20 protein-coding genes and 1 pseudogene are annotated in these 20,963 nt (G+C 70.8%); 10 read left to right on the top strand and 11 right to left on the bottom strand.

Annotation, left to right across the window (positions count from 1 at the left end; all coding sequences use genetic code 11):
* Positions 1–187 precede the first annotated feature (187 nt).
* Positions 188–1,294 carry a dephospho-CoA kinase gene (gene coaE, locus MN205_RS11435; protein ID WP_242738001.1) on the top strand — a complete coding sequence of 369 codons (1,107 nt, stop codon included), beginning with the start codon at positions 188–190 and terminating at the stop codon, positions 1,292–1,294.
* 95 nt (positions 1,295–1,389) lie between these two features.
* Positions 1,390–3,510, top strand: a complete 2,121-nt coding sequence (uvrB, locus tag MN205_RS11440; protein ID WP_242738003.1) for an excinuclease ABC subunit UvrB — start codon at positions 1,390–1,392, stop codon at positions 3,508–3,510.
* Positions 3,511–3,578: 68 nt separating this feature from the next.
* Here uvrB and MN205_RS11445 read toward each other — a convergent pair whose 3' ends face one another.
* The gene (locus MN205_RS11445; RefSeq protein WP_242127314.1) at positions 3,579–4,133 is read right to left on the bottom strand and encodes a MarR family winged helix-turn-helix transcriptional regulator; all 555 of its coding nucleotides are present in this window, start codon (positions 4,131–4,133) and stop codon (positions 3,579–3,581) included.
* Positions 4,134–4,398: 265 nt separating this feature from the next.
* Between MN205_RS11445 and uvrA the strand changes: the two genes are divergently transcribed.
* On the top strand, positions 4,399–7,311 hold the full coding sequence (uvrA, locus tag MN205_RS11450) for an excinuclease ABC subunit UvrA (RefSeq protein ID WP_242738018.1): 2,913 nt from the start codon (positions 4,399–4,401) through the stop codon (positions 7,309–7,311).
* Positions 7,312–7,381: 70 nt separating this feature from the next.
* Here uvrA and MN205_RS11455 read toward each other — a convergent pair whose 3' ends face one another.
* Positions 7,382–8,392: a tyrosine-type recombinase/integrase gene (locus MN205_RS11455; protein WP_242127318.1), complete on the bottom strand. Its 1,011-nt coding sequence runs from the start codon at positions 8,390–8,392 to the stop codon at positions 7,382–7,384.
* Between the two features lie 215 nt (positions 8,393–8,607).
* On the opposite strand from MN205_RS11455, the gene MN205_RS11460 reads away from it, so the two are divergent.
* From MN205_RS11460 to MN205_RS11470, 3 genes are all read left to right on the top strand, one after another.
* The gene (locus tag MN205_RS11460; protein ID WP_242127320.1) at positions 8,608–8,757 is read left to right on the top strand and encodes a hypothetical protein; all 150 of its coding nucleotides are present in this window, start codon (positions 8,608–8,610) and stop codon (positions 8,755–8,757) included.
* Positions 8,758–9,189: 432 nt separating this feature from the next.
* Complete coding sequence (locus MN205_RS11465; protein WP_242127322.1) at positions 9,190–9,942, top strand: TnsA-like heteromeric transposase endonuclease subunit; 753 nt, start codon at positions 9,190–9,192, stop codon at positions 9,940–9,942.
* A 3-nt stretch (positions 9,943–9,945) separates the two neighbouring features.
* On the top strand, positions 9,946–10,500 hold the full coding sequence (locus MN205_RS11470) for a hypothetical protein (RefSeq protein ID WP_242127324.1): 555 nt from the start codon (positions 9,946–9,948) through the stop codon (positions 10,498–10,500).
* A 5-nt stretch (positions 10,501–10,505) separates the two neighbouring features.
* Here the strand turns inward: MN205_RS11470 and MN205_RS11475 are convergent.
* The 3 genes and pseudogenes from MN205_RS11475 to MN205_RS11485 all read right to left on the bottom strand — a co-directional run.
* Positions 10,506–11,553: pseudogene (locus MN205_RS11475) on the bottom strand (IS3 family transposase); the annotation flags it as partial.
* Positions 11,554–11,592: 39 nt separating this feature from the next.
* Positions 11,593–11,835 carry a hypothetical protein gene (locus tag MN205_RS11480; RefSeq protein ID WP_242127325.1) on the bottom strand — a complete coding sequence of 81 codons (243 nt, stop codon included), beginning with the start codon at positions 11,833–11,835 and terminating at the stop codon, positions 11,593–11,595.
* A gap of 120 nt (positions 11,836–11,955) precedes the next feature.
* Positions 11,956–12,750: a FadR/GntR family transcriptional regulator gene (locus MN205_RS11485; protein WP_242127327.1), complete on the bottom strand. Its 795-nt coding sequence runs from the start codon at positions 12,748–12,750 to the stop codon at positions 11,956–11,958.
* Positions 12,751–12,844: 94 nt separating this feature from the next.
* On the opposite strand from MN205_RS11485, the gene MN205_RS11490 reads away from it, so the two are divergent.
* The 3 genes from MN205_RS11490 (at position 12,845) to MN205_RS11500 (ending at position 16,191) form a co-directional block, all read left to right on the top strand.
* Positions 12,845–13,663 carry a sugar phosphate isomerase/epimerase gene (locus tag MN205_RS11490; protein ID WP_242127328.1) on the top strand — a complete coding sequence of 273 codons (819 nt, stop codon included), beginning with the start codon at positions 12,845–12,847 and terminating at the stop codon, positions 13,661–13,663.
* Between the two features lie 107 nt (positions 13,664–13,770).
* Positions 13,771–14,640 carry a phosphogluconate dehydrogenase C-terminal domain-containing protein gene (locus MN205_RS11495; protein ID WP_242127330.1) on the top strand — a complete coding sequence of 290 codons (870 nt, stop codon included), beginning with the start codon at positions 13,771–13,773 and terminating at the stop codon, positions 14,638–14,640.
* An 87-nt stretch (positions 14,641–14,727) separates the two neighbouring features.
* The gene (locus tag MN205_RS11500; RefSeq protein WP_242127332.1) at positions 14,728–16,191 is read left to right on the top strand and encodes an SLC13 family permease; all 1,464 of its coding nucleotides are present in this window, start codon (positions 14,728–14,730) and stop codon (positions 16,189–16,191) included.
* A 264-nt stretch (positions 16,192–16,455) separates the two neighbouring features.
* On the opposite strand, the gene MN205_RS11505 is transcribed toward MN205_RS11500, so the two are convergent.
* The 3 genes from MN205_RS11505 to MN205_RS11515 form a co-directional block, all read right to left on the bottom strand.
* Positions 16,456–16,827, bottom strand: coding sequence for a PIN domain-containing protein (locus MN205_RS11505; protein WP_242127334.1), 372 nt, complete (start codon positions 16,825–16,827; stop codon positions 16,456–16,458).
* Positions 16,828–16,835: 8 nt separating this feature from the next.
* Complete coding sequence (locus tag MN205_RS11510) at positions 16,836–17,132, bottom strand: type II toxin-antitoxin system Phd/YefM family antitoxin (RefSeq protein ID WP_242127336.1); 297 nt, start codon at positions 17,130–17,132, stop codon at positions 16,836–16,838.
* A 300-nt stretch (positions 17,133–17,432) separates the two neighbouring features.
* The gene (locus tag MN205_RS11515; RefSeq protein ID WP_242127337.1) at positions 17,433–18,626 is read right to left on the bottom strand and encodes an IS110 family transposase; all 1,194 of its coding nucleotides are present in this window, start codon (positions 18,624–18,626) and stop codon (positions 17,433–17,435) included.
* 289 nt (positions 18,627–18,915) lie between these two features.
* Here MN205_RS11515 and MN205_RS11520 point away from each other — a divergent pair, with 289 nt between their 5' ends.
* Positions 18,916–19,179: a hypothetical protein gene (locus tag MN205_RS11520; RefSeq protein WP_242127339.1), complete on the top strand. Its 264-nt coding sequence runs from the start codon at positions 18,916–18,918 to the stop codon at positions 19,177–19,179.
* Between the two features lie 104 nt (positions 19,180–19,283).
* Here MN205_RS11520 and MN205_RS11525 read toward each other — a convergent pair whose 3' ends face one another.
* The 3 genes from MN205_RS11525 to MN205_RS11535 all read right to left on the bottom strand — a co-directional run bounded on the left by MN205_RS11525 (position 19,284) and on the right by MN205_RS11535 (position 20,786).
* The gene (locus MN205_RS11525) at positions 19,284–19,592 is read right to left on the bottom strand and encodes a transcriptional regulator (protein WP_242124796.1); all 309 of its coding nucleotides are present in this window, start codon (positions 19,590–19,592) and stop codon (positions 19,284–19,286) included.
* Positions 19,589–20,086, bottom strand: coding sequence for a hypothetical protein (locus MN205_RS11530; protein WP_242124794.1), 498 nt, complete (start codon positions 20,084–20,086; stop codon positions 19,589–19,591). Before MN205_RS11530 ends, MN205_RS11525 begins: the two co-directional genes overlap by 4 nt.
* Before the next feature lie 196 nt (positions 20,087–20,282).
* The gene (locus MN205_RS11535) at positions 20,283–20,786 is read right to left on the bottom strand and encodes a VanZ family protein (RefSeq protein ID WP_242124793.1); all 504 of its coding nucleotides are present in this window, start codon (positions 20,784–20,786) and stop codon (positions 20,283–20,285) included.
* Positions 20,787–20,963 lie beyond the last annotated feature (177 nt).

Below are 20,963 nucleotides of genomic sequence, written 5' to 3' on the forward strand. Positions count from 1 at the left end.
ACCGCGCGTGTGGGAGGGACGAGTCGCTCCCACGGCCGTGCGGAACCGTCCGAAGCTCCCGCGGCCCGTCGACTGCACCGGCCGCAGGAGCCCTCCTCGCATGACGATGTAACTTGTGTTTATCGCGGCTAAAGGATAAAACGATCATGCTTGAGTACTACTGATCCAAGAGGAATAAGCTCGAACGGTGTTGAGGATCGGGTTGACCGGGGGGATCGGTGCCGGCAAGTCGACGGTGGGTCGCGTCCTGCGAGGTCTGGGGGCCGTGCTCGTCGACGCTGACGTCCTGGCGCGCGAGGTCGTTTCGCGGGGGACTCCCGGGCTCCGCGCGGTGGTGGACCGCTTCGGTACCGCAGTCCTGTCCGCCGGGGGCGAGCTCGACCGGCCGGCGCTGGGGCGGCTGGTGTTCGCGGACGACGCGGCCCGGCGGGACCTCAACGCCATCGTGCACCCGCTGGTGGCGGCCCGGCGGGAGGAGCTGGTGGCGTCCGCGCCCGCGGACGCCGTGGTGGTCGAGGACGTGCCGCTGCTCGTCGAGACGGGAGGGGCGTCCCGCTTCCCCCTGGTGGTGGTGGTCCACGCGGACGCCGGCGAGCGCGTACGACGGCTCGTCGAGGACCGGGGGATGAGCGAGGAGGACGCGCGAGCGCGCATCGCGGCGCAAGCGGACGACGCCGATCGGCTGGCGGCCGCCGATGTCGTGCTGGACAACCCGCGCCGTTCCGCGACCGCACCCGACCCTCTGCCGGCCGTGGTGGAGCGGCTGTGGCGGGAACGGCTGGTGCCGTTCGAGCGCAACGTGCGCTCGGGACGTCCGGCTCCCGTCCCGGTGACGGCGCCGGTGGTCCACGACCCGGCGTGGGAGGGACAGGCCGCGCGCCTGGCCGCACGCGTCGCGCGGGCCGCCGGTGATCGCGGGCGGGAGGTGGAGCACGTGGGGCTCACGGCGGTGCCCGCGGTGCCGGCCGAGGACGTGCTGGAGCTGCAGCTGGCGGTCGTCACCGAGGAGGACGTCTCGGCGGTCGTCGGACCGCTCGCGGCGATCGGTTTCCCCCGTGTGTCCGTGGAGCCGGACGGGTCGGCGGTGCACGGCTCCGCCGACCCGGGGCGCCCCGCCCGGCTGCACGTGCGCGTCCGGGGCGGCGCGGGGTGGCGACGGGAGCTGCTGCTGCGGGACTGGTGGCGTGCGGGTCCCGGGTCCGCGAGCGCCGGGGCGGTGCGGGGCGTGCTGGGGGACGTGGAGGCGGCGGAGGCGTGGGCGCGGCGGGTGGGGTGGTCACCGGCGGCTGCCTGACCCGGTGTCCGGGTGTCCGGGTGCCGGGTGGGGCGGCTGTTCGCCCTGAGCGGTGGAGCCGGGTGCGTGTCGGGGGTGCGACCTACAGTGGCCCCATGCGGCCCACGACAGACATCCAGCGGCGGGTGGCCCCCTTCGAGGTGGTCTCCGAGTTCGCCCCGTCCGGTGATCAGCCGGCGGCCATCGCGGAGCTGGCGCGGCGGGTGCGCGGTGGGGAGAAGGACGTCGTGCTGCTGGGTGCGACGGGCACGGGCAAGTCGGCCACGACGGCGTGGTTGATCGAGCAGGTGCAGCGGCCGACGCTGGTGATGGCGCCGAACAAGACGCTGGCGGCGCAGCTGGCGAACGAGTTCCGCGAGCTGCTGCCGAACAACGCGGTGGAGTACTTCGTCTCCTACTACGACTACTACCAGCCCGAGGCGTACGTGCCGCAGTCGGACACGTACATCGAGAAGGACTCCTCGATCAACGACGAGGTGGAGCGGCTGCGGCACTCGGCGACGAACGCGCTGCTGACGCGTCGGGACGTGGTGGTGGTGGCGACGGTGTCGTGCATCTACGGCCTGGGCACCCCGCAGGAGTACGTGGACCGGATGGTCACCTTGAAGGTGGGGGACTCGATGGACCGCGACGAGCTGCTGCGCCAGTTCGTGGGCATGCAGTACGCGCGCAACGACCTGGCGTTCACGCGGGGGACGTTCCGCGCGCGCGGTGACACGGTGGAGATCATCCCGCAGTACGAGGAGCACGCGATCCGCGTGGAGTTCTTCGGCGACGAGATCGAGGCGCTCTACACGTTGAACCCGTTGACGGGGGAGGTGCTGCGCGAGGAGGAGCTGGTGTACGTCTTCCCGGCGTCGCACTACGTGGCGGGCCCGGAGCGGCTGGAGCGGGCGATCGGCACGATCGAGGCCGAGCTGGCCGAGCGGCTGGCGGAGCTGGAGCAGCAGGGCAAGCTGCTGGAGGCGCAGCGGCTGCGGATGCGCACCACGTACGACGTCGAGATGCTGCGGCAGGTCGGGACGTGCTCGGGGGTGGAGAACTACTCGAGGCACATGGACGGCCGGGAGCCGGGGTCGGCGTCGAACACGCTGCTGGACTACTTCCCCGAGGACTTCCTGCTGGTGATCGACGAGTCGCACGTGACGGTGCCGCAGATCGGTGCGATGTACGAGGGGGACGCGTCCCGCAAGCGCACGCTGGTGGACTTCGGCTTCCGGCTGCCGAGCGCGATGGACAACCGGCCGCTGCGCTGGGAGGAGTTCCTGGACCGGGTGGGGCAGACGGTGTACCTGTCGGCGACGCCGGGCCCGTACGAGCTGTCCCGCGGCGACGGGGTGGTGGAGCAGATCATCCGGCCGACGGGTCTGGTGGACCCGCAGGTGGTGGTGAAGCCGACGAAGGGGCAGATCGACGACCTGCTGCACGAGGTGCGGGCACGCACGGACCGGGACGAGCGGGTCCTGGTGACGACGCTGACGAAGAAGATGGCGGAGGACCTGACGGACTACCTGCTGGAGCAGGGCGTGCGGGTGCGGTACCTGCACTCCGACATCGACACCCTGCGGCGGGTGGAGCTGCTGCGTGAGCTGCGGCAGGGGGAGTACGACGTGCTGGTGGGCATCAACCTGCTGCGCGAGGGGCTGGACCTGCCGGAGGTGTCGCTGGTGGCGATCCTCGACGCGGACAAGGAGGGGTTCCTGCGCTCGTCGACGTCGCTGATCCAGACGATCGGGCGTGCGGCGCGCAACGTGTCGGGGCAGGTGCACATGTACGCGGACACGATCACGCCGTCCATGGCGAAGGCGATCGAGGAGACGAACCGGCGCAGGGAGAAGCAGGTCGCCTACAACCGGGAGCGTGGTGTGGACCCGATGCCGCTGCGCAAGCGGATCGCGGACATCACCGATCTCATCGCGCGGGAGGACGCGGACACGGCGGCGCTGCTGTCGGCGCAGGGCGGCAGCGGGCGGTCGCAGTCGCGCGGCAAGGCGCCGGCGAAGGGCGCCAAGGGAGCGGCGGTGGGGCGCGAGGTGGGTCCGGAGCCGCGCGGGTCGCTGCCGCAGGCGGACCTGGCGGACCTCATCCAGCAGCTGAGCGACCAGATGCACTCGGCTGCGGCGGAGCTGCAGTTCGAGCTGGCGGCGCGGCTGCGCGACGAGATCGGGGACTTGAAGAAGGAGCTGCGGGGGATGCGGGCCGCGCAGGGGGCGTGAGCACCCGTCGCCCCGGATCGCGGCACNCACACCCGCGGTCCGGGGCGCGGGTGCTCACCGGCGGCTGATCACCCGTCGCCCAGGGGAGCGACCAGGGGGACGGGGGAGACGCTGCCGGTGTCGGTCAGGTGCTGCAGGAGGACCTCGCAGGTGCGGCGCAGCTGCAGCTGCTCCTCGGCGTCGAGGCGGTCGAAGAGGAGGCTGCGCACGGTCTCCACGTGCGCGGGTGCGGCGGCCTCGAGGGCGCGCAGGCCCTCGTCGGTCAGGACGGCGTTGAAGCCGCGGCCGTCGGTGGCGCAGGGTTCGCGGCGGATCCAGCCGCGCTCCTCCATGCGCGCGACGGCGTGCGAGACGCGGCTGCGCGAGGACAGGGAGGACTCCGCGAGCTCGCTCATGCGCAGCGAGCGCCCGGGCGCCTCGGACAGTCGCACGAGCATCTCGTAGTACGTGTGGACGACCCCGGACTCCTGCTGCAGCTGACGGTCGACGCGGTCCATGAGGAGCTGCACGGTGGCGAGGAAGCTGCGCCAGGTGCGCTGCTCCTCGGGGTCGAGCCAGCGGGTGCTGCCGGTGCGTTCTGCGGTGCTGGAGGGGGTCTGGGGCAGTGCTTCGCCGGTCGCCATGCACACAGAGTAGTCGTTCCCTTCAACTACTGTCGTCGTCCGATCGGCCGACCCCCGTCGGGGGGTGCGGCGCTCGGAGCGGGTGGCGAGCGCCGGCGGGGCTCCGTCGGGTCCGGTGGGCTGCGGTGGCCGTCCGGCGGGGCGGGTCCGTGTCGGAGGCGGCACCTAGGGTTGGGGCGTGGCCTCTCGCACCCCTTCCAGCGGCACCTCCCGCAGCAGCAGTCCCCGGCGTGCCCGCGCCGCCGTCGGCGCACCGGCGCGGCCGGTGGCCACCGCTCGCGTCAGCTCGGACCGCCTGGTGGTCCGGGGGGCGCGTGAGCACAACCTGAAGGACGTGTCGGTGGACCTGCCGCGCGAGAGCCTGGTGGTCTTCACGGGGCTGTCGGGCTCGGGCAAGTCGTCGCTGGCGTTCGACACGATCTTCGCGGAGGGGCAGCGGCGGTACGTGGAGTCCCTGTCGGCGTACGCGCGCCAGTTCCTCGGGCAGATGGACAAGCCGGACGTGGACTTCATCGAGGGTCTGTCCCCGGCGGTGTCCATCGACCAGAAGTCGACCTCGCGCAACCCGCGCTCGACGGTGGGCACGATCACGGAGGTGTACGACTACCTGCGTCTGCTGTTCGCGCGGGCTGGGCGGCCGCACTGCCCGGTGTGCGGGGAGCCGGTGGGGCGGCAGACGCCGCAGCAGATCGTGGACCAGTTGCTGGAGCTGGAAGCCGGCACCCGCTTCCAGGTGCTGGCGCCGGTGGTGCGCGACCGAAAGGGCGAGTACGCGGAGCTGTTCCGGGAGCTGCAGGGGAAGGGCTTCGCGCGGGCGCGGGTGGACGGGGAGGTCGTGCCGCTGGACGCCCCGCCGGCGCTGCAGAAGAAGCTGAAGCACACCATCGAGGTCGTGGTGGACCGCCTGGTCGTCAAGGACGGCGTCAAGCGGCGTCTGACGGACTCGGTGGAGACGGCGCTGGTGCTCTCCGGGGGCCTGCTGGTGGCGGACCTGGTGGACGTGGACGGCCCGGAGGGCGAGCGCCGCTTCTCGGAGAAGATGGCGTGCCCGAACGAGCACCCGCTGGACATGGACGAGGTGGAGCCGCGCTCCTTCTCGTTCAACTCCCCGTTCGGGGCGTGCCCGGAGTGCACGGGCATCGGCACCCAGCTGGAGGTGGACCCGGAGCTGGTGGTGCCGGACGAGGACCTGTCGCTGGCGGAGGGGGCGATCGCGCCGTGGGCGGCGGGGTCGGCGGACTACTTCCAGCGGTTGATGACGGCGCTGGCGGAGGACCTGTCGTTCTCGATGGACACCCCGTGGCGGGCGCTGCCGAAGCGGGCGCGGGACGCGCTGCTGCAGGGCAAGGACCACGAGGTCCACGTGAAGTACCGCAACCGGTGGGGTCGGGAGCGGCAGTACTCCACGGGCTTCGAGGGGGTGATCCCCTTCGTGAAGCGCCGGCACGGTGAGACGGAGTCGGACTGGAGCAAGGAGCGCTACGAGGGGTACATGCGCGAGACGCCGTGCCCGGTGTGCCGCGGGGCGCGGTTGAAGCCGTCGTCGCTGGCGGTGAAGCTGGGTGGGAAGTCGATCTCGGAGGTGTGCGCGCTGCCCATCGACGGGTGCGCGACGTTCCTGCGGACGGTGGAGCTGTCGCCGCGGGAGAAGAAGATCGCCGCGCAGGTGCTCAAGGAGATCCAGGCGCGGCTGGGGTTCCTGCTGGACGTCGGTCTGGACTACCTGTCGCTGGACCGGCCGGCGGGCACGCTCTCCGGTGGTGAGGCGCAGCGCATCCGGTTGGCCACGCAGATCGGGTCGGGGCTGGTGGGTGTGCTGTACGTGCTGGACGAGCCGAGCATCGGCCTGCACCAGCGCGACAACCGGCGGCTGATCGACACGCTGACGCGGCTGCGGGACCTCGGCAACACCTTGATCGTGGTGGAGCACGACGAGGACACGGTGCGGGTCGCGGACTGGGTGGTGGACTTCGGTCCCGGTGCCGGTGAGCGCGGTGGTCAGGTGGTGCACTCCGGTGACGTGGCGGGGTTGCTGGCGAACCCGAAGTCGCTGACGGGTCAGTACCTGTCGGGGGCGCGGCGCATCGAGGTCCCGGCGCAGCGCCGGCCCGTGGACCCGCAGCGGTCCTTGGTGGTGACGGGTGCGCGTGAGCACAACCTGAAGGACGTCACGGTGGAGTTCCCGCTGGGGTGCCTGGTGGCGGTGACGGGGGTGTCGGGGTCGGGCAAGTCGACGCTGGTCAACGACATCCTGTACACGGTCCTGGCGAACAAGCTGAACGGTGCGCGGCGGGTGCCGGGGCGGCACAAGTCGGTGCAGGGGCTGGAGCACCTGGACAAGGTCGTGCACGTGGACCAGAGCCCGATCGGGCGGACGCCGCGGTCGAACCCGGCGACGTACACGGGGGTGTTCGACCACATCCGCAAGCTGTTCGCGTCGGCGCCGGAGGCGAAGCTGCGCGGCTACCAGCCGGGCCGGTTCTCCTTCAACGTCAAGGGTGGCCGGTGCGAGGCGTGCTCGGGGGACGGCACGCTGAAGATCGAGATGAACTTCCTGCCGGACGTGTACGTGCCGTGCGAGGTGTGCCACGGGGCCCGGTACAACCGCGAGACGCTGGAGGTCCACTTCAAGGGCAAGACGATCGCCGAGGTGCTGGACATGCCGATCGAGGAGGCGGCGGAGTTCTTCTCGGCGGTGCCGGCGATCTCGCGGTACATGGCGACGTTGACGGAGGTCGGTCTGGGGTACGTGCGGCTGGGGCAGCCGGCGACCACCTTGTCCGGTGGTGAGGCGCAGCGGGTGAAGCTGGCCGCGGAGCTGCAGCGGCGCTCGAACGGGCGGACGATCTACGTGCTGGACGAGCCGACGACGGGTCTGCACTTCGAGGACATCCGCAAGCTGCTGGGTGTGGTGCAAGGGCTGGTGGACAAGGGCAACAGCGTCCTGGTCATCGAGCACAACCTGGACGTGGTCAAGAGCGCGGACTGGTTGGTGGACATGGGCCCGGAGGGCGGCGGTGGTGGCGGCGCCGTGGTGGCCACGGGCACGCCGGAGGAGGTGGCGGCGAACCCTGCCAGCCACACGGGCCGGTTCTTGGCGGACCTGCTGGGTGCGAAGCCTGCGGTCGGGCGGCAGGCGCCGGCGCCGCGGCGCAAGTCCCCGGCGCGGGTGAGCTGACCGGAGGGTTGTTCGCCCGGTGCACGGCGGTGCGGTCGCCCGCCGTGCACCGGGCGGGATCGGGTGCGGTTCAGCCCGTCTCGCCGAGTCGGCGCAGCGCTGCGTAGGTGGTGCTGCCGGCGGCGGCGGAGCGCAGTTCATGGGCTCCGGCGTCGACGTACTGCTGGGAGGTGGTGAGGTTCTGGTGGCCGAGCAGTCGCATCACCTCGACGGCGCTGGCGCCGGCGGCGACGACGCGGGTGGCGAAGGTGTGCCGCAGGGCGTGCACGAGGGCGCCGCGCTGGACGCGGTCGCCGATCCCGGCGGCGCGGTAGCAGCTGCTCACGAGGTACTGCAGCTGGTTGCGGTTCAGTGCCTGCCCGCTGGTGTCCACGAACAGGGCGGCGTTCAAGGGTGTTCTCCTCCCGCCGAAGCGGGCTCGGCGGCTGCCGAGGTAGGTGGCGACGAGGTCGGCGAGGGCGGGCTCGACGGGGATGCTGCGTTCGGCGTTGCCCTTGCCGACGACCCTCAGCCGCTGTTCCCCGTCGGCGCCGGCGAGGTCGCCGACGCGCAGGCCGAGCAGTTCGGCGCTGCGGATGCCGGTGACCAGCAGGGTCGCGAGGACGGCGAGGTCGCGCTCGACCCAGGGGTCGCGGGCGGTGCGGCGGCCCTCGGCGACGGACGCCAGGAGGACTTCGGGGGTGTCCTCGCCGCGCAGGGGCTTGGGTAGTTGCCGTTCGGGTCGGGGTCGATGCACGCCGGCCATGGGGTTGCCGGGCAGAGCGTTCTCGGCGACGAGGAAGTCGCAGAAACCGCTCCAGGTGGACCAGCAGCGGGCGATGGAGCTGCGGGCGTGGTCGATGGCGAAGTCCGCGAACGCGGTGCGCAGCACGACGGTGGTCAGGTCGGCGACGGCGGGGCAGTCGTGGCCGAGGACCCGGTGGATGCGGGGGAGCAGACCGGCGATGTCGCGGCGTCGAGCGGCGACGGTGTTCGGGGAGTCCTTGCGGGGCCGGCGTGCGATCTCGTAGGCGTGCACCGCCGCGGGGAGCTCGGTGGTCGCCGTCATCGACTCGGGAACCCCGGGGAGCAGGGGAGTCATGTTTCCAAGGTAGCGCCGGGGGAGTGGTGCGTCAAGCAGAACCGTTGCAGCGCAACGTATTTGATGAGCAAGTCTGCATATTCGCCGTTATGCTGAATCCGCGGTGTTTCACTCGCACTGACCTCACCCTGAGGGACCAGCGTCGAGGGGTGAGGGGGTGCGGGTGTCGGCTCGTCGAGCGACCATCGGCGGCCGGTGGTGACGGAGGTGAGCTGGTGGGGAAGTCGCGCCTCGTGGATCCCTCGTCCTTCGTCGACGTCTCGCGACCCCAGCAGCTCGGCGGCGCGTCGAACTGGACGTCGGTCGGCGCGCCGATCCAGGCGGCCCACCCGGAGGCCGTGGGTGTGCGTGCGGGCTCCAGGTGACTTCAGGCGATTCCAGGTGCGACTCCGAGTGCGACTCCGGGTGGTCGGTGAGGTCGGTGGCGGATCGCTCGATGCCGTCGCGTGGGACCTGCAGCACGCGACGGCCCGATCTGCTGCAGGTCGCGGCATCGGATCGACGTACGCACTCCAGACGTACGCACTACAGGTGCGTGTGGTCGGGTTCGTCGTCGCCGAGCGCGCCCGTGAAGGGCTGGATGAGGGTCCTGAAGTGGTCTGCCGCGCCTGCCTGCGAACGCCGATAATCTACATTATGTCAGTTCGCGCGGAGTGACGCCCGTGGTACGTCCCCCGCTGTTTGTCGCGTCCCAGTGGGGATGTCCCAATCCCAGTCGTCCTGTCCCACGTCCCACTCTTCTTGTCCCAACGTCTCAGCTACTTGTCCTCGCCGCTGGATCGGAGGACTCTGCAGCTGTGGACGTCGATACGACGTGTCCCGACCGGTTGTGCTACGTGGCCAACGACGGCACGGCCAGCATCGCCACGCCTTCCGTGGCCGTCACGATCACGTTCGAAGACGTCGACCCAGTGCGCTCGTTTCCCACGTGGCCGCACAAGCGCAGCTACGACGGCTGGTGGTGGTCCGCCTCCACCAGCCGGCACATCGGGTACGAGTCCTGGCTCGAGCGCGATCACTTGATGCTCTTCGACCATGATCCTGACGTCATCGGCATCGCCTCTCAACCCTTTTGGATCATCTTCGACGGTGACGCTCACGGTGAGCGGGATGCCTGGCATGCACCCGACTACTTCCTGCGCCTGCGCGACGGCTCTGCGGTCGTCGTCGACGTCCGGGCTCGCGCCCGCCTCGATCCGGTGAGCGAACGGACGTTCGAGCGCACCCGGCGACTGTGCCGCCAGCTCGGATGGCAGTACCGCGTGTGCAGTGACATCGAGGCCGTGCACGTGCGCAACGTGCGCTGGCTGTCCGGCTACCGCCATCCTCGCTTCGGCTCTGACGAGGAGAAGAGCACCAAGCTGCTGGATGTCTTCGAGGCGCCACTCCCCCTGGCCGATGGCCTGACTGCCTGTGGCAGCAACCTGCACTGGCGAGCAGTGCTGTACCACCTGCTGTGGCGAAGAGTGTTGACCTACGAGCAGCACCTTCCCCTCAGCGACGCCAGCCTCATCACAACGGCTATCGACGCACCAGGTGCGGGAAGGTGAACCATGGCGGAGCTCCACATCGGCGAGGAACTGCGCGTTGACGGCACAGCGCACACGGTCGTCGCTCTGGACGGCGGCACCTTGACGTTGCGTTCCATCACGGGGGCGGAACGGCGATGCAGCGCCATCGACCTGTTCGCCTTCCACGACGTTGAGCCGGTACGTGGCAAGGGGCAGCACCTCTCCCCCGTCGCCAGCATGGTCTCGCTGCCGACCGTCTCAGCAGCGACCCTGGACGAGGCCAGGTTCTGGGAGATGCATGTCGCCGACCTGCTGCTGGTCCACGATGACCGACGATCGGCATCGGAGCATGCAAGAGACGCGCAGGCGACGTCGATGCGTGCACGCAGCATCGCCAAAGCTCAGGCCCTGACGGCAGGCCACCCGATCAGCGATCGTCACCTACGCCGGATGTGCCAGCGCTACCAGCAGCACGGGTTGTGGGGTCTCATCGATCAGCGCTCCACGCGTCGCTCATCCCCCACCGGACGCATCGATCCACGGGGTCTGCCCCTACTTCAGTTGACTCGTCTCGGTAGGGGCGATCAAGCCGCGTAAGCGGCTTCCCGACTGGGCCACCGCTTGCGGTTCAGGACGTTCTTCTGCAGCAGGCTGAAGAAGGACTCCATGGCGGCGTTGTCCGCGCAGGTACCGACCCGGCCCATCGACCCACGTGCTTGCGCTGCGGACAGCGCGCGAAGGTAGCGGTGAGAACGAACTGACTGCCGCGGTCGGAATGGACCACGACCTGCAGGACGTCGGTGCCACCCCGGAACGCAAGCGCGTTCTGCAACGCCTGCACGGCCAGGTCGGCGGTCATCCGGGCGTCGATGGAGTACCCGACGATACGGTTGGAACAGGCGTTCTTGACTGCGCAGAGGTAGAGCTTGCCCTCGGCGGTGGGGTGCTCGGTGATGTCGGTCAGCCAGAGAACGTTGGGCTTGTCAGGGGTGAACTTTCGGCGCACAAGGTCGTCGTGCACGGGCGGCCCTGACCTGCGGGCCGCGCCGCGCTTGCGGGCGTGGACCGACCACAGCTTCTGCAGGCTGCACAGCCGGTTGACGCGGTTGCGCGACGCTGTCACGCCCTGCTGCTCAAGCTCGTCGGCGATGAAGCGGCACCCGAACTCGGGATCGTCGTCGTGGATGGCGATAGCGGCGTTGATCAAGTGGGCGTCGTCCCAGTCCCGGGCGGTCACTGGCGCGGCTCGCCACTTGTAGTAAGCCTGTTTGGAGAAGCCCAGAACCCGGCAGTTCACCGCCACGGGGATGCCGTCGGCGGCGAGGTCACGGACCAGCGGGAAGATCATTTTGGGAGGACGTCCCGAGCGAAGTACGCCGTCGCCCGGCGCAGGATCTCGTTCTCCTGCTCTAGCTGCTTGGCCCGCTTGCGCAGCTCACGGTTCTCCACCTCCAGATCGACGCCGGCAGTCGGGCCCGAGTCGCTGCTCTGGGCGGTCTTGCCGTTCCCGCGGTCAGCCATCTTCAGCCAGCGGCCCAGACAGGACTCGGAGATGCCAAAGCTGCGGGCGGCCTCGGCGCGGGAGCGGCCACTTTGGCGGGCGACAGCGACCACGTCGCGGCGGAACTCCTCGGGGAACGGCGTCGGCACGGTGGTCATCCTTCCAGCGAGGACCATGATCCTCACAGCTCAAGCTGTCACCTGTTCGTGCAGCAGACCCGACGCCGAGGACGCCCCGGTGGCGCCGGCGAGCATCCCGGCGACAACGCAGGTCACCTTCGCCGGAGCGTTCAGGACCGGGACGCTCACTCCCGACAGGTGGGCGTGCAGGGCCGTTGCTCGGGCCAGGGCCAGCGTCGGGACCAGCCCCGCAGCGCCGAGCAGGTTCGAGTCGTCGAAGACCGGGCGGACGATGCTGTGGGAAAGCCTCACCCACGGGGCGCTCCTGGTTGACCGGTGGATGTGGACGTCGCGCTCGACATCCTTCCTGGTCACCAGGGCAGCTGGCCTACTTCACCGCCACCACGCCGACTGTCACCGGTGGATCAGGGCTCAGCTGCCGGCGGACCCGGCGTCCGGTGGCCCGGGGTCCGGGGCCTCGGCGCCCGCCGCCCCGCCGGGGTCAGTGCGCAGCCGCGCCGACGCGGTACGCATGTGGGTCTCCATCGCCTCCCCGGCGCGCGCCTGGTCACCGGCGCGGATGGCCGCGGCGACGGCGGCGTGCTCGGCGACGGTGGCCTCGAAGTCCGTCGCCCGCTTGACGTAGCGCTCCGCCCACACGCGCAGCAGCGCGCGGGAGGTGGACAGGAGGTCCTCGAGCACCGGGTTGCCGGCCATCCGAGCCACGGTGCGGTGGAAGCGCATGTCCGCCGTGACGAAGGCCTCGACGTCGTCGCGGCTGCGGCGCTGCTCGTCCAGGTGCGCGTCCAGCTCGAGCAGGTCGACCTCACGCGGTGACGCGGCCGCCTGGACGGCGGCCTGCCGCTCGAGGCCGGAACGCACCTCGAGCAGGTGCTCGGTGCTCTCCGCTCCGACCAGCAGGCCCCAGGTCAGGCTGCGCGGCAGGAGCTCAGAGGTCGTCGAGCGCAGGTAGCTGCCGGAGCCGACCCGGATCTCCACGACCCCCAGCACCTGCAGCGCGGCCAGGCCCTCGCGCACCGCGGAGCGCCCCACGCCCAGGCGATCGGCGAGGATGCGCTCGCCGGGAAGGCGATCACCGGGGCGCATCGCGCCGCCCGTGAGCAGATCCAGCAGGGCGCCGGCCACCTCGGCGGCGGCGGAGCCCGGCGGCACGGGGCCGAGAGCAGCCTCCAGGCCTCGGACGGCCTCGGTGGGAGCGGGACTCACCCGCCGAGCGTACCTCCCGCACGGAAGTGACAACCGGTTGACCGGTCGACCGGTCGACCAGTACGGTCAGCGGACCACGACGAGGTGAGGAGGCATGGCCGTGAAGGTGGGCACCAGCACGTACGCCCTGTACTGGGCCTGGCACGCGCCCGACCGGGAGCCGCTCGACCTGGCGGGCCTGGTGGCCCGCGGGGCCGAGGACGGCGCCGACGTCGTCCAGCTCTGCGACCACCCGGGCCTCGAGGGCCTGTCCCCGGCGCGCCTGCGCGACCTGCGAGCGCTCGCGGACGACCACGGCGTCGCCCTCGAGGTGGGTACCCGGGGCGTCGACCCCGAGCACCTCGAGCGCTGGCTCGACGTCTGCGGGCACCTGGGCAGCGGCCTCCTGCGCAGCATGCTGCCGGCCGGCGCCCGCGGCCCCGACGGCCGGCGGGAGGCGGTAGCCGCTGTGGCGCAGGTCGTCCCGCGACTGGAGGCCGAGGGCGTGGACCTGGCCCTGGAGACCTACGAGCAGGTGCCGACGAGCGTCCTCGTCGACGTCGTCGAGGAGGTCGGCAGCGACCGGGTGGGCGTGTGCCTGGATCCCGGCAACTGCGTGGCGGCGCTGGAGCACCCCCGCGACGTCGTCGACCGCTGCGCGCCGCACGTGCGCAACGTGCACGTCAAGGACTTCGACTTCAGCCGCCAGGCCGGCTGGGTGGGGTTCACCTACGCCGGCGCCCCGCTCGGCGAGGGCCTGCTGGACCTGGACCACCTGCTCGGCTCGGCCCTCGCCCACCGCCCCGACGTCACCTGCGTCGTCGAGCAGTGGGTCCCCTGGCAGGGGGACGCCGAGACGACCCTCGCTGCCGAGCGGGAGTGGAACGCCCGCAGCCTGCGCGTGCTGCGCGAGCGGCAGCGCGCCGCCGCGTGAGCGCCCCGCCCGGCCAGCTCGACCACCCCGACCGGCTCCGGCCGGCACCGCCAGGCACCCCGTCCGTCCGTCGTCGCCGACGGGTACCACCACCACGAGGAGACACCATGAGCACCACTGCAGAGCAGGCCACCACGACGGTCGTCGTCGTCGGCGCCGGCGGGAAGATGGGGACCCGGGTCTCCGACAACCTCGCCCGCTCGCGCTTCACCGTCCGCTACTGCGAGTCCTCGCCGGCGGGCCAGGAGCGCATCGCCGCCAAGGGCCGTGAGGTCACCCCGACCGACGAGGCCGTCGCCGACGCCGACGTCGTCATTCTCGCGGTGCCGGACGTCGCCCTCGGGCCGGTGTCCGAGCTGGTCGTCCCGAAGGTGCGGCCCGGCACGATCGTGCTGACGCTCGACCCCGCCGCCGCCTACGCCGGGCTGCTGCACCGGAGCGACGACGTGCACTACGCGTGCGCCCACCCCTGCCACCCGTCGGTCTTCCTCGAACGCACCTCGAAGGAGGAGTGGGCCGACACCTTCGGCGGTGTCGCGGCGCCCCAGGAGGTCGTCGCGGCCCTGGAGACGGGTGACGACGCCGTTCGCGAACTCGCCCGCGAGGTCATCACCACGATGTACGCGCCCGTGCTCGACGTGCACTGGGTGACGGTCGAGCAGCTCGCCTACCTCGAGCCCACGACCGTCGAGGTCATCGGCTGCATGCTCGGCGAGTTCCTCGCCGAGGTCCGCGAGACCGCGGTGCAGGAGAAGGGCATCCCGCGTCCCGCGGTCGAGGCGATGCTCTACGGCCACATCTTCATCGCCCTCACCAACGGGCTGCGCGGCTCGAACCCCTTCTCGGACGCGTGCCTGCGCGCCATGGACTACGGGCGCCAGCAGGTCATCCGCGAGGACTGGAAGACGGTCTTCGACAAGTCCGAGCTGGACCGCGTGATCTGCCAGATGCTCGGGATCGACGAGATCAAGCGCTGACCCCCGTGCCCGGGCCGCCCGCGCGGCGGCCCGGGCACCACCGTCCCTCCGCATCTGCGGACAACGTCGTCCAGAAGGAGGCCCCTCGTGGGCACCGGCTACCTCGTGGCTGTCGCCGTCGCGGCGATCGTCCTGCTCCTCGTGCTCGTCATGAAGGTGAAGCTCCCCGCCTTCGTCGCCCTGCTCCTCGTCGCCGTGGGCACCGCCCTGGCGACCGGCGTGCCGCCGGAGGAGGTGGTGCCGCTCGTCGTCGAGGGCATGGGGGGCACGCTCGGCACCGTCGCCCTCCTCGTCGGCCTCGGCGCCATGCTCGGCTCCATCGTCGAGAAGACGGGCGGGGCCCAGATCCTCGCCGACGGCCTCGCCGAGCGGCTCGGTCCCAAGCGGGTCGGTCCGGCGCTGCTGCTGGCGTCCTCGATCGTGGCCGTGCCGATCTTCTTCGACGTCGCCTTCATCATCCTCGTCCCGATCATCCTGAGCTTCGCCCGTTCCGCCGGGCACCGCTCGCCCGTGATCGTCGGCATCCCCGTCGCCGTGCTCATGGTCTTCCTCCACAACACCGTGCCGCCGCACCCCGGGGTGACCGGCAGCAGCACGCTCCTCGGGGCCGACATCGGTCTGGTGACGATCACCGCGCTCCTGATCGCCGTGCCGATCGGCTTGCTGTGCCACGTCGCGGGCAAGCTGGTCACCCGGCCAGACTTCGACCTCGCCCCCCGGGTGCGGGAACAGTTCGAGCGCCCCGGGGTCCTCACGACCGGTGACGTCGACGCGCCGTCGGGCGGCGCCGGCCGAGGCCACGAGGGCGACGGCGAGCGCGCCGTCGCCGCCGGCGGGTCCGCCGCGGTCGCCGCCCGCACCGACAGCGGCGTCACCCGGCCCTCGCCGCTCGCGGTGGTGCTCATGGTGGCCGTGCCCGTCATCATGATCGCCATCGGCACGGTCGGGGGGCTCCTGCTGGCGGACGACTCGCCCGCCCTGGGCGTCGTCAGCCTCGTCGGTGCGCCGGCCTTCGCCCTGCTCGTCGCCGTGATGCTCTCGCTGTACGTCCTCGGCGTCCGGCACGGCTGGGGCCGCACGCAGATGGGCGAAGTCATGGACGCCTCGCTCGCCCCGGCGGCGATCGTCGTCTTCGTCACCGGCGCCGGCGGCGTCTTCGCCCGGGTCCTGTCCGAGACGGGTCTCGGCGGCTCGATCTCGGGTCTGCTGGTCGGTGCCGGCGTGCCCGTCCTGCTCCTGGCCTTCCTCATCGCGACGGTGTTCAAGGTCGCACAGGGCTCCGGGACCGTGGCCACGCTGGCGGCCGCAGGGCTCTTGCAGTCGACGGTCGAGGGCGGCGACTTCTCGGCCTTCCAGGTCGTGCTGCTCGTGCTCGCCATCGCCTGCGGGTCCATCGCCCTGTCGCACATCAACGACTCGGGCTTCTGGATCGTCACCCGCTTCCTCGGGCTTTCCGTGGCTGACGGCCTTCGGACGTGGACCGTGCTGTGCACGATCCTCGGCTGGACCACCTTCGCGATCATCTCGCTGCTGTGGGTGCTCGTCTCCTAGCAGCAGCCCCGTCCGACGTCGGCCCCGACACCCTGCACGCGCACCGCGCGCGACGGGTGCCGGGGCCGTCCTCGTCGTCCGCCGACCTGCGCGCGCTCTGCGCCGGCCCGAGGGTGGTCCGAGCGCGCCGGTCGCGGGTCCACGCGCCCAGGGCCCGTCTGATGGATCTCTGCTTCAGCCAGAGCAGCAGCGAGGCCAGCAACAGTCCGGCGCGGTAGTAGCGGGTCAAGCTCCACGGCTTGCAAGGCTGGCCATCGACCCACGTCAGGGCCCGGTCACCTCGACCAAGCCGTCCAGTCCTCGGTAGTCGCCGAGGTTCGAGGTCACGAGCGAGAGGTCGTGGGCCCGTGCGGTCGCCGCGATCATGAGGTCGAGGCGGCGAGGCCTGGGCTTGCGACCGATCGTCACCACGGCTGCGTCGATGTCGTGGTAGGCGTCCAGAACCCGCTGGGACACCGGGAAGGGGTCGAAGACTGCTGCGGCGAGGTCGTAGCGCCGTTGTCGGGTCGATCGCACGGCGGGATCAGCGCTGCTGTTGATCCCGCCGGCCAACTCGAACATCGTCAGGATGGAGATGGAGGCGCCTTCGACGACGATCCCGTCGATCAGAACGTTGCTGTCGATGAGCACGGCCACTGCCGAAGTCACCGACCCCGACGGCGGGAGTCGCGGGTGTAGGGGTCTTCCAGTTCGTCGTCGAAGGCATCGCGCACGTCCCGCTTCCAGGCATCGGCCTGCGCCTCGCTGAGGGGCGCGTCGGCGTACAGGGCTCGGAGGGCCTCGGCACTGACGAACCGCTGAGGCTTGACCGGCGGCGGGTCCATCCGAAGGATGCCGAAGCTCTCGCCGTTGATGGTGACCTCGAACTCCTCGCCGTCGCGCAGCTCGCGGAGGATCTTGCCGCTGTCGTTGCGGAGCTCTCGCTGGCTGATCGTCCTCATGGAACCACCGTAGCAGCCGACTGCTACAGGTGGTGCCCCACCGCGTCGACCTACCGCACATCAGTGTGCAGACGTTCTGCGTCAAGTCCCAGGGTGGGTGCCCTGCTCGTCGTCGGTGCCCTGCACAGCGGTGACGGGACTCGCGCCCGGCAGCGTGTGATCGGGTTGAAGAGACGACGGGCGGGGCTGCTCAAGATGACCGGCGAGGTCCGGACTGCGGCCTCGATGGCGCGGGGAGCTCGCCCCACCAGGTGCTGGCGCAGAACGGCGTGCACTGGCGTCGGCGGCGGTGGACCTCGCTCAGCTGATCGTGCGACGACCTCCAGGAGGAGCCGACGCGAGCTGTGAGTGGCGATGTCGGGTTTCCAGGGCCGGCCGGTGACGATCACGGCGTGCAGTTGCCGCAGCAACGCCGCGGCGAGGGCCGCTCGGGCTCGGGTGGGCCTCAAGCGGTTGTGCTCCCGGGTGGTCAGGTTCTGGTAGCGGGCGGCGTGGACGGGGTCGCTGCGCAGCGTTCCCCAGATGCCCCGCCAGACCGGCGTGCTTGACCAGCGCCCGCGCGGAGGCGAACCGGTGCAGATCGCCGGTCCCGGCCAGGATCGTCGCCGCCCCGATCGCGCTCAGGCCGGGGATCGAGGTCACCAACTGCGTCAGTTCGAGTTCATCGAGCACTGCGCTCATGCGTCCCTCGACGTCCGCGCGGCGCCAGCGGGTGGCGAACCAGTCCTCCAGGACGAACCCCACCCGTTCCAACGCCCCGCGACGGTGAGCGATCACCCCGGCTCGATCTTCCAGGGCGGCGAAGAGCGTGCGGGTGATCCGCAAGGTCGGTCGCACTGCGCTCCAACACCTCACCTCCTCGCGGACCAGGTTCTCCAGCCGTGCCAGCCCCAGCCGCTTGGTCCGGGCGAAGTCACCCCCGTCACGCTCGAGGGTGATCGACATGGTCGCCGCCCACGTCCGGGACCGGAACGGGTAGTTCGCCGCTTCCAGGACTGCCGGCCAGACGCGCTCGAGCAGGTCGCGCATCTGCTGGACCTGAGCGATCAGCTCAGCGAGGAGTCGTTCGCGGCGGGCGCCGAGGTGCCGCAACCAGCCCCACGTCTCGTCCACCGGCTCGGGGGCGTAGCAGCGCAGCTGGGCAGCGGGGCGGGCGATGATGACGGCGTCCTTCTCGTCGGTCTTGTCCGTCGTCAGGTCCTCCCTGCGACGCGCCCGTGCGGAGATCAGCGGCTGGACGCAGACGAAGGCCATGCTGCGTTCGGCGGCGAGCTGGCCCAGGATCCGCCACGGGTGACCAGTCGGCTCGCACGCGATCGTCACGCCCGTGAAGCCGGCCTTGGCGGCCTTGATCGCGGCCCAGTCCAGCGCCGCGCCCAGGTCCCAGGCGCGGACCCGGAAGGTCTTGCGGGCCAGGACGCGGGAGTCGTGATCGGTCACCACGGTCATCTGCTTGGCATCGGCCAGGTCGATCCCGACGATCGCGTTCGTCACCGGGACCAGCATCCGCAACCGGCCCAGACGGGCGTTGCGGCTCTCGTCACCACGAGAGAGAGCACTAGCCTTGTTCACGACGTCCTCCTCCTGCGCATGGGACCCCAAGCCCGCCAAGCGCACCAGGAGGACGTCTTCGCGACCAGCCCCTACAGCCCTCGATCAGCTCTGATCCGACGCGCAGAACGAATCACTATGGCGCCCTCCGGGCGCGATCGTGACCGGCCGGCGACCTCACGGACTTGTCGATCTCCGCAAGGAGATCCACAGACGCCTGCGTCAGGTGACCATGGACGGCATGACGTCGTGGAACCTGACCGTCGACGGTCACGACTGGCTGGTCGAGCAGCAGCCCGATGCGCCCGGCACCTACCACTTCACCTGGCTCACGGGCCCCAACCCCGACTACGGCTTTCACCCTGGGCACATCCACCGGGTCTGCCATCACCGAAGCCGACATGCAGCGGTCGATCGCCAGCTTCCTCGCCGACATCAACCCCGAGACCGGCTACCTCGACTGATCAGCGCGGCAGCGACCGAGCTCGCTGGGTGAGCACCGCTCGGCCACCCTTCGTACGACGTCGCGGTCATCCCGCCCTCCGGGCGCGATCATGACCGGCCGACGACTACACGGCCTTGTCGATCCGTGAGGTGTGATTAGGGGGTCGTGGCCAGGGCCGCGATGCGGCGCAGCTCCGCCAAGTGCCCATCCAGCGCCGTGCGGCCGGCGTCGGTCAAGGACAGCCAGGTACGAGTGCGCGAGCCGTGCGGGGTCTTGGCGGTGTGCACGTACCCGGCGTCCGCCAGGACCTTGACGTGCTTGCTGAGCACCGAGTCGCTGATGGCCAGCGCCTCGCGCACGGTGGCGAAGTCCAGCGCCTCCACGGCGGCGAGCATCGCGCAGACCTGCAGGCGGTTGGGGGCGTGGACGATCTCGTCGAAGACCGGGCGCGCCTGCGCGCTCACGCTCCCGCCTGCGCGCCTCGGCCCTCGCGCACGCGCCGGCGCAGCAGGTCGTCGATGCGCCGCTCGGTGAGCACCGTGGCCACGAAGGCACCGACCCCGGCGACGGGCAGGGCGAAGGGCACGCCGGCGAAGGCCTGCAGCGCGAACCCCAACGCGAAGAGCCCGAACACGACGGCGTACCAGGTGCCCAGGCCCTCGCCGTAGCGCTCGATGGAGATCCCCGTCGAACGCCTCAGCGCCGCCAGCAGAGCCATCGGCGCCAGGATGGCCCCGAACACGATCAGCAGCGTCGATGCCGACTCCGCGCTGCTGCCGGCGTCGGGCCGGCCCACGAGCAGGCCGACGCCCAGGAACAGCGAGGCGGTGCAGGCGGCCGCGCCCAGGCGGTACCACCACGGGGAGGTGATGCGCTCGGCCAGGCGCCGGCGCGTGTCGGTGAGTTCGCGCAGGGCTGCGCGGGCGTCGTCGGGAGTGGCCCGAGGATCGCTTTCCATACTGGAAAGCTAGCTACGACTTTCCATCACGGCAAGTAGGAGGTCGTGCTCGCGTGGATGGTTGCTGAAGTGCCCGCTCATCCCGCGGTCCGAGCGCGATCACGGCGGCGTACGACTTCACGGTCATGCAGCAGACCCTTCCGCGCGGCTACGGCCACCACCGGCACATGCTTGTGGCTATTACCCCGCTGTCGCGTTAGTGGAGGCGAGCGGCTCGCTCCGCAGGCCGTCTCCACCGCGCCAATGCCAAGGCCCCCCACGCAAGCAGGCCACCGACAAGCGCGCCCATGGTGTTCGCCAACCAGTCACCGGTGTCGCACGAGCGACCCAGGCCGGGAACGAGAGCCTGCAGCACCTCGATCCCCGCCGACAGCGCACTACCAACCACAGCGGCCAACACCCACCGACGGGTCGCTACACCCGCCAACAGCACCGGCGCGATAAAGAGCACCACGTTGGCAAAGGACTCCACCCGAGCCGGCGTTGGCCAGTCCCACTGGACCGCACAGCCCACGCTCAGATCGCGATCGACCGGCACCAGCGTCAGAGCCGCCAACGGCAGCAGGGACAGCGCAGTCAACGCCCACGCCAGTCGAGGGCGCCGGACCAGCCACGCACCGATCACCGGACCGATGACGATGTAGACCAGCAGTAGAGCCGGGGTGATCCACCGGTGGGTGATCAGGAACGTGCTCAGCACAACGCCACCACCCCTGCACCTTCCAGGCCGCCCGAGGCACGGTGCCCGACACCTTGCCTCGGGCGTAGGTCACCGGACCTGAAGGCCACGACGCCTGCTCGCAAGAGAGCTTCTCGCGGCAGCGGTAGGTGGTCGAGCACTAATCGATCATGTCAGGGGACTTCACGGTCATCCCGC

Source organism: Kineococcus sp. TRM81007 (assembly GCF_022669155.1).
Classification (GTDB): domain Bacteria; phylum Actinomycetota; class Actinomycetes; order Actinomycetales; family Kineococcaceae; genus Kineococcus.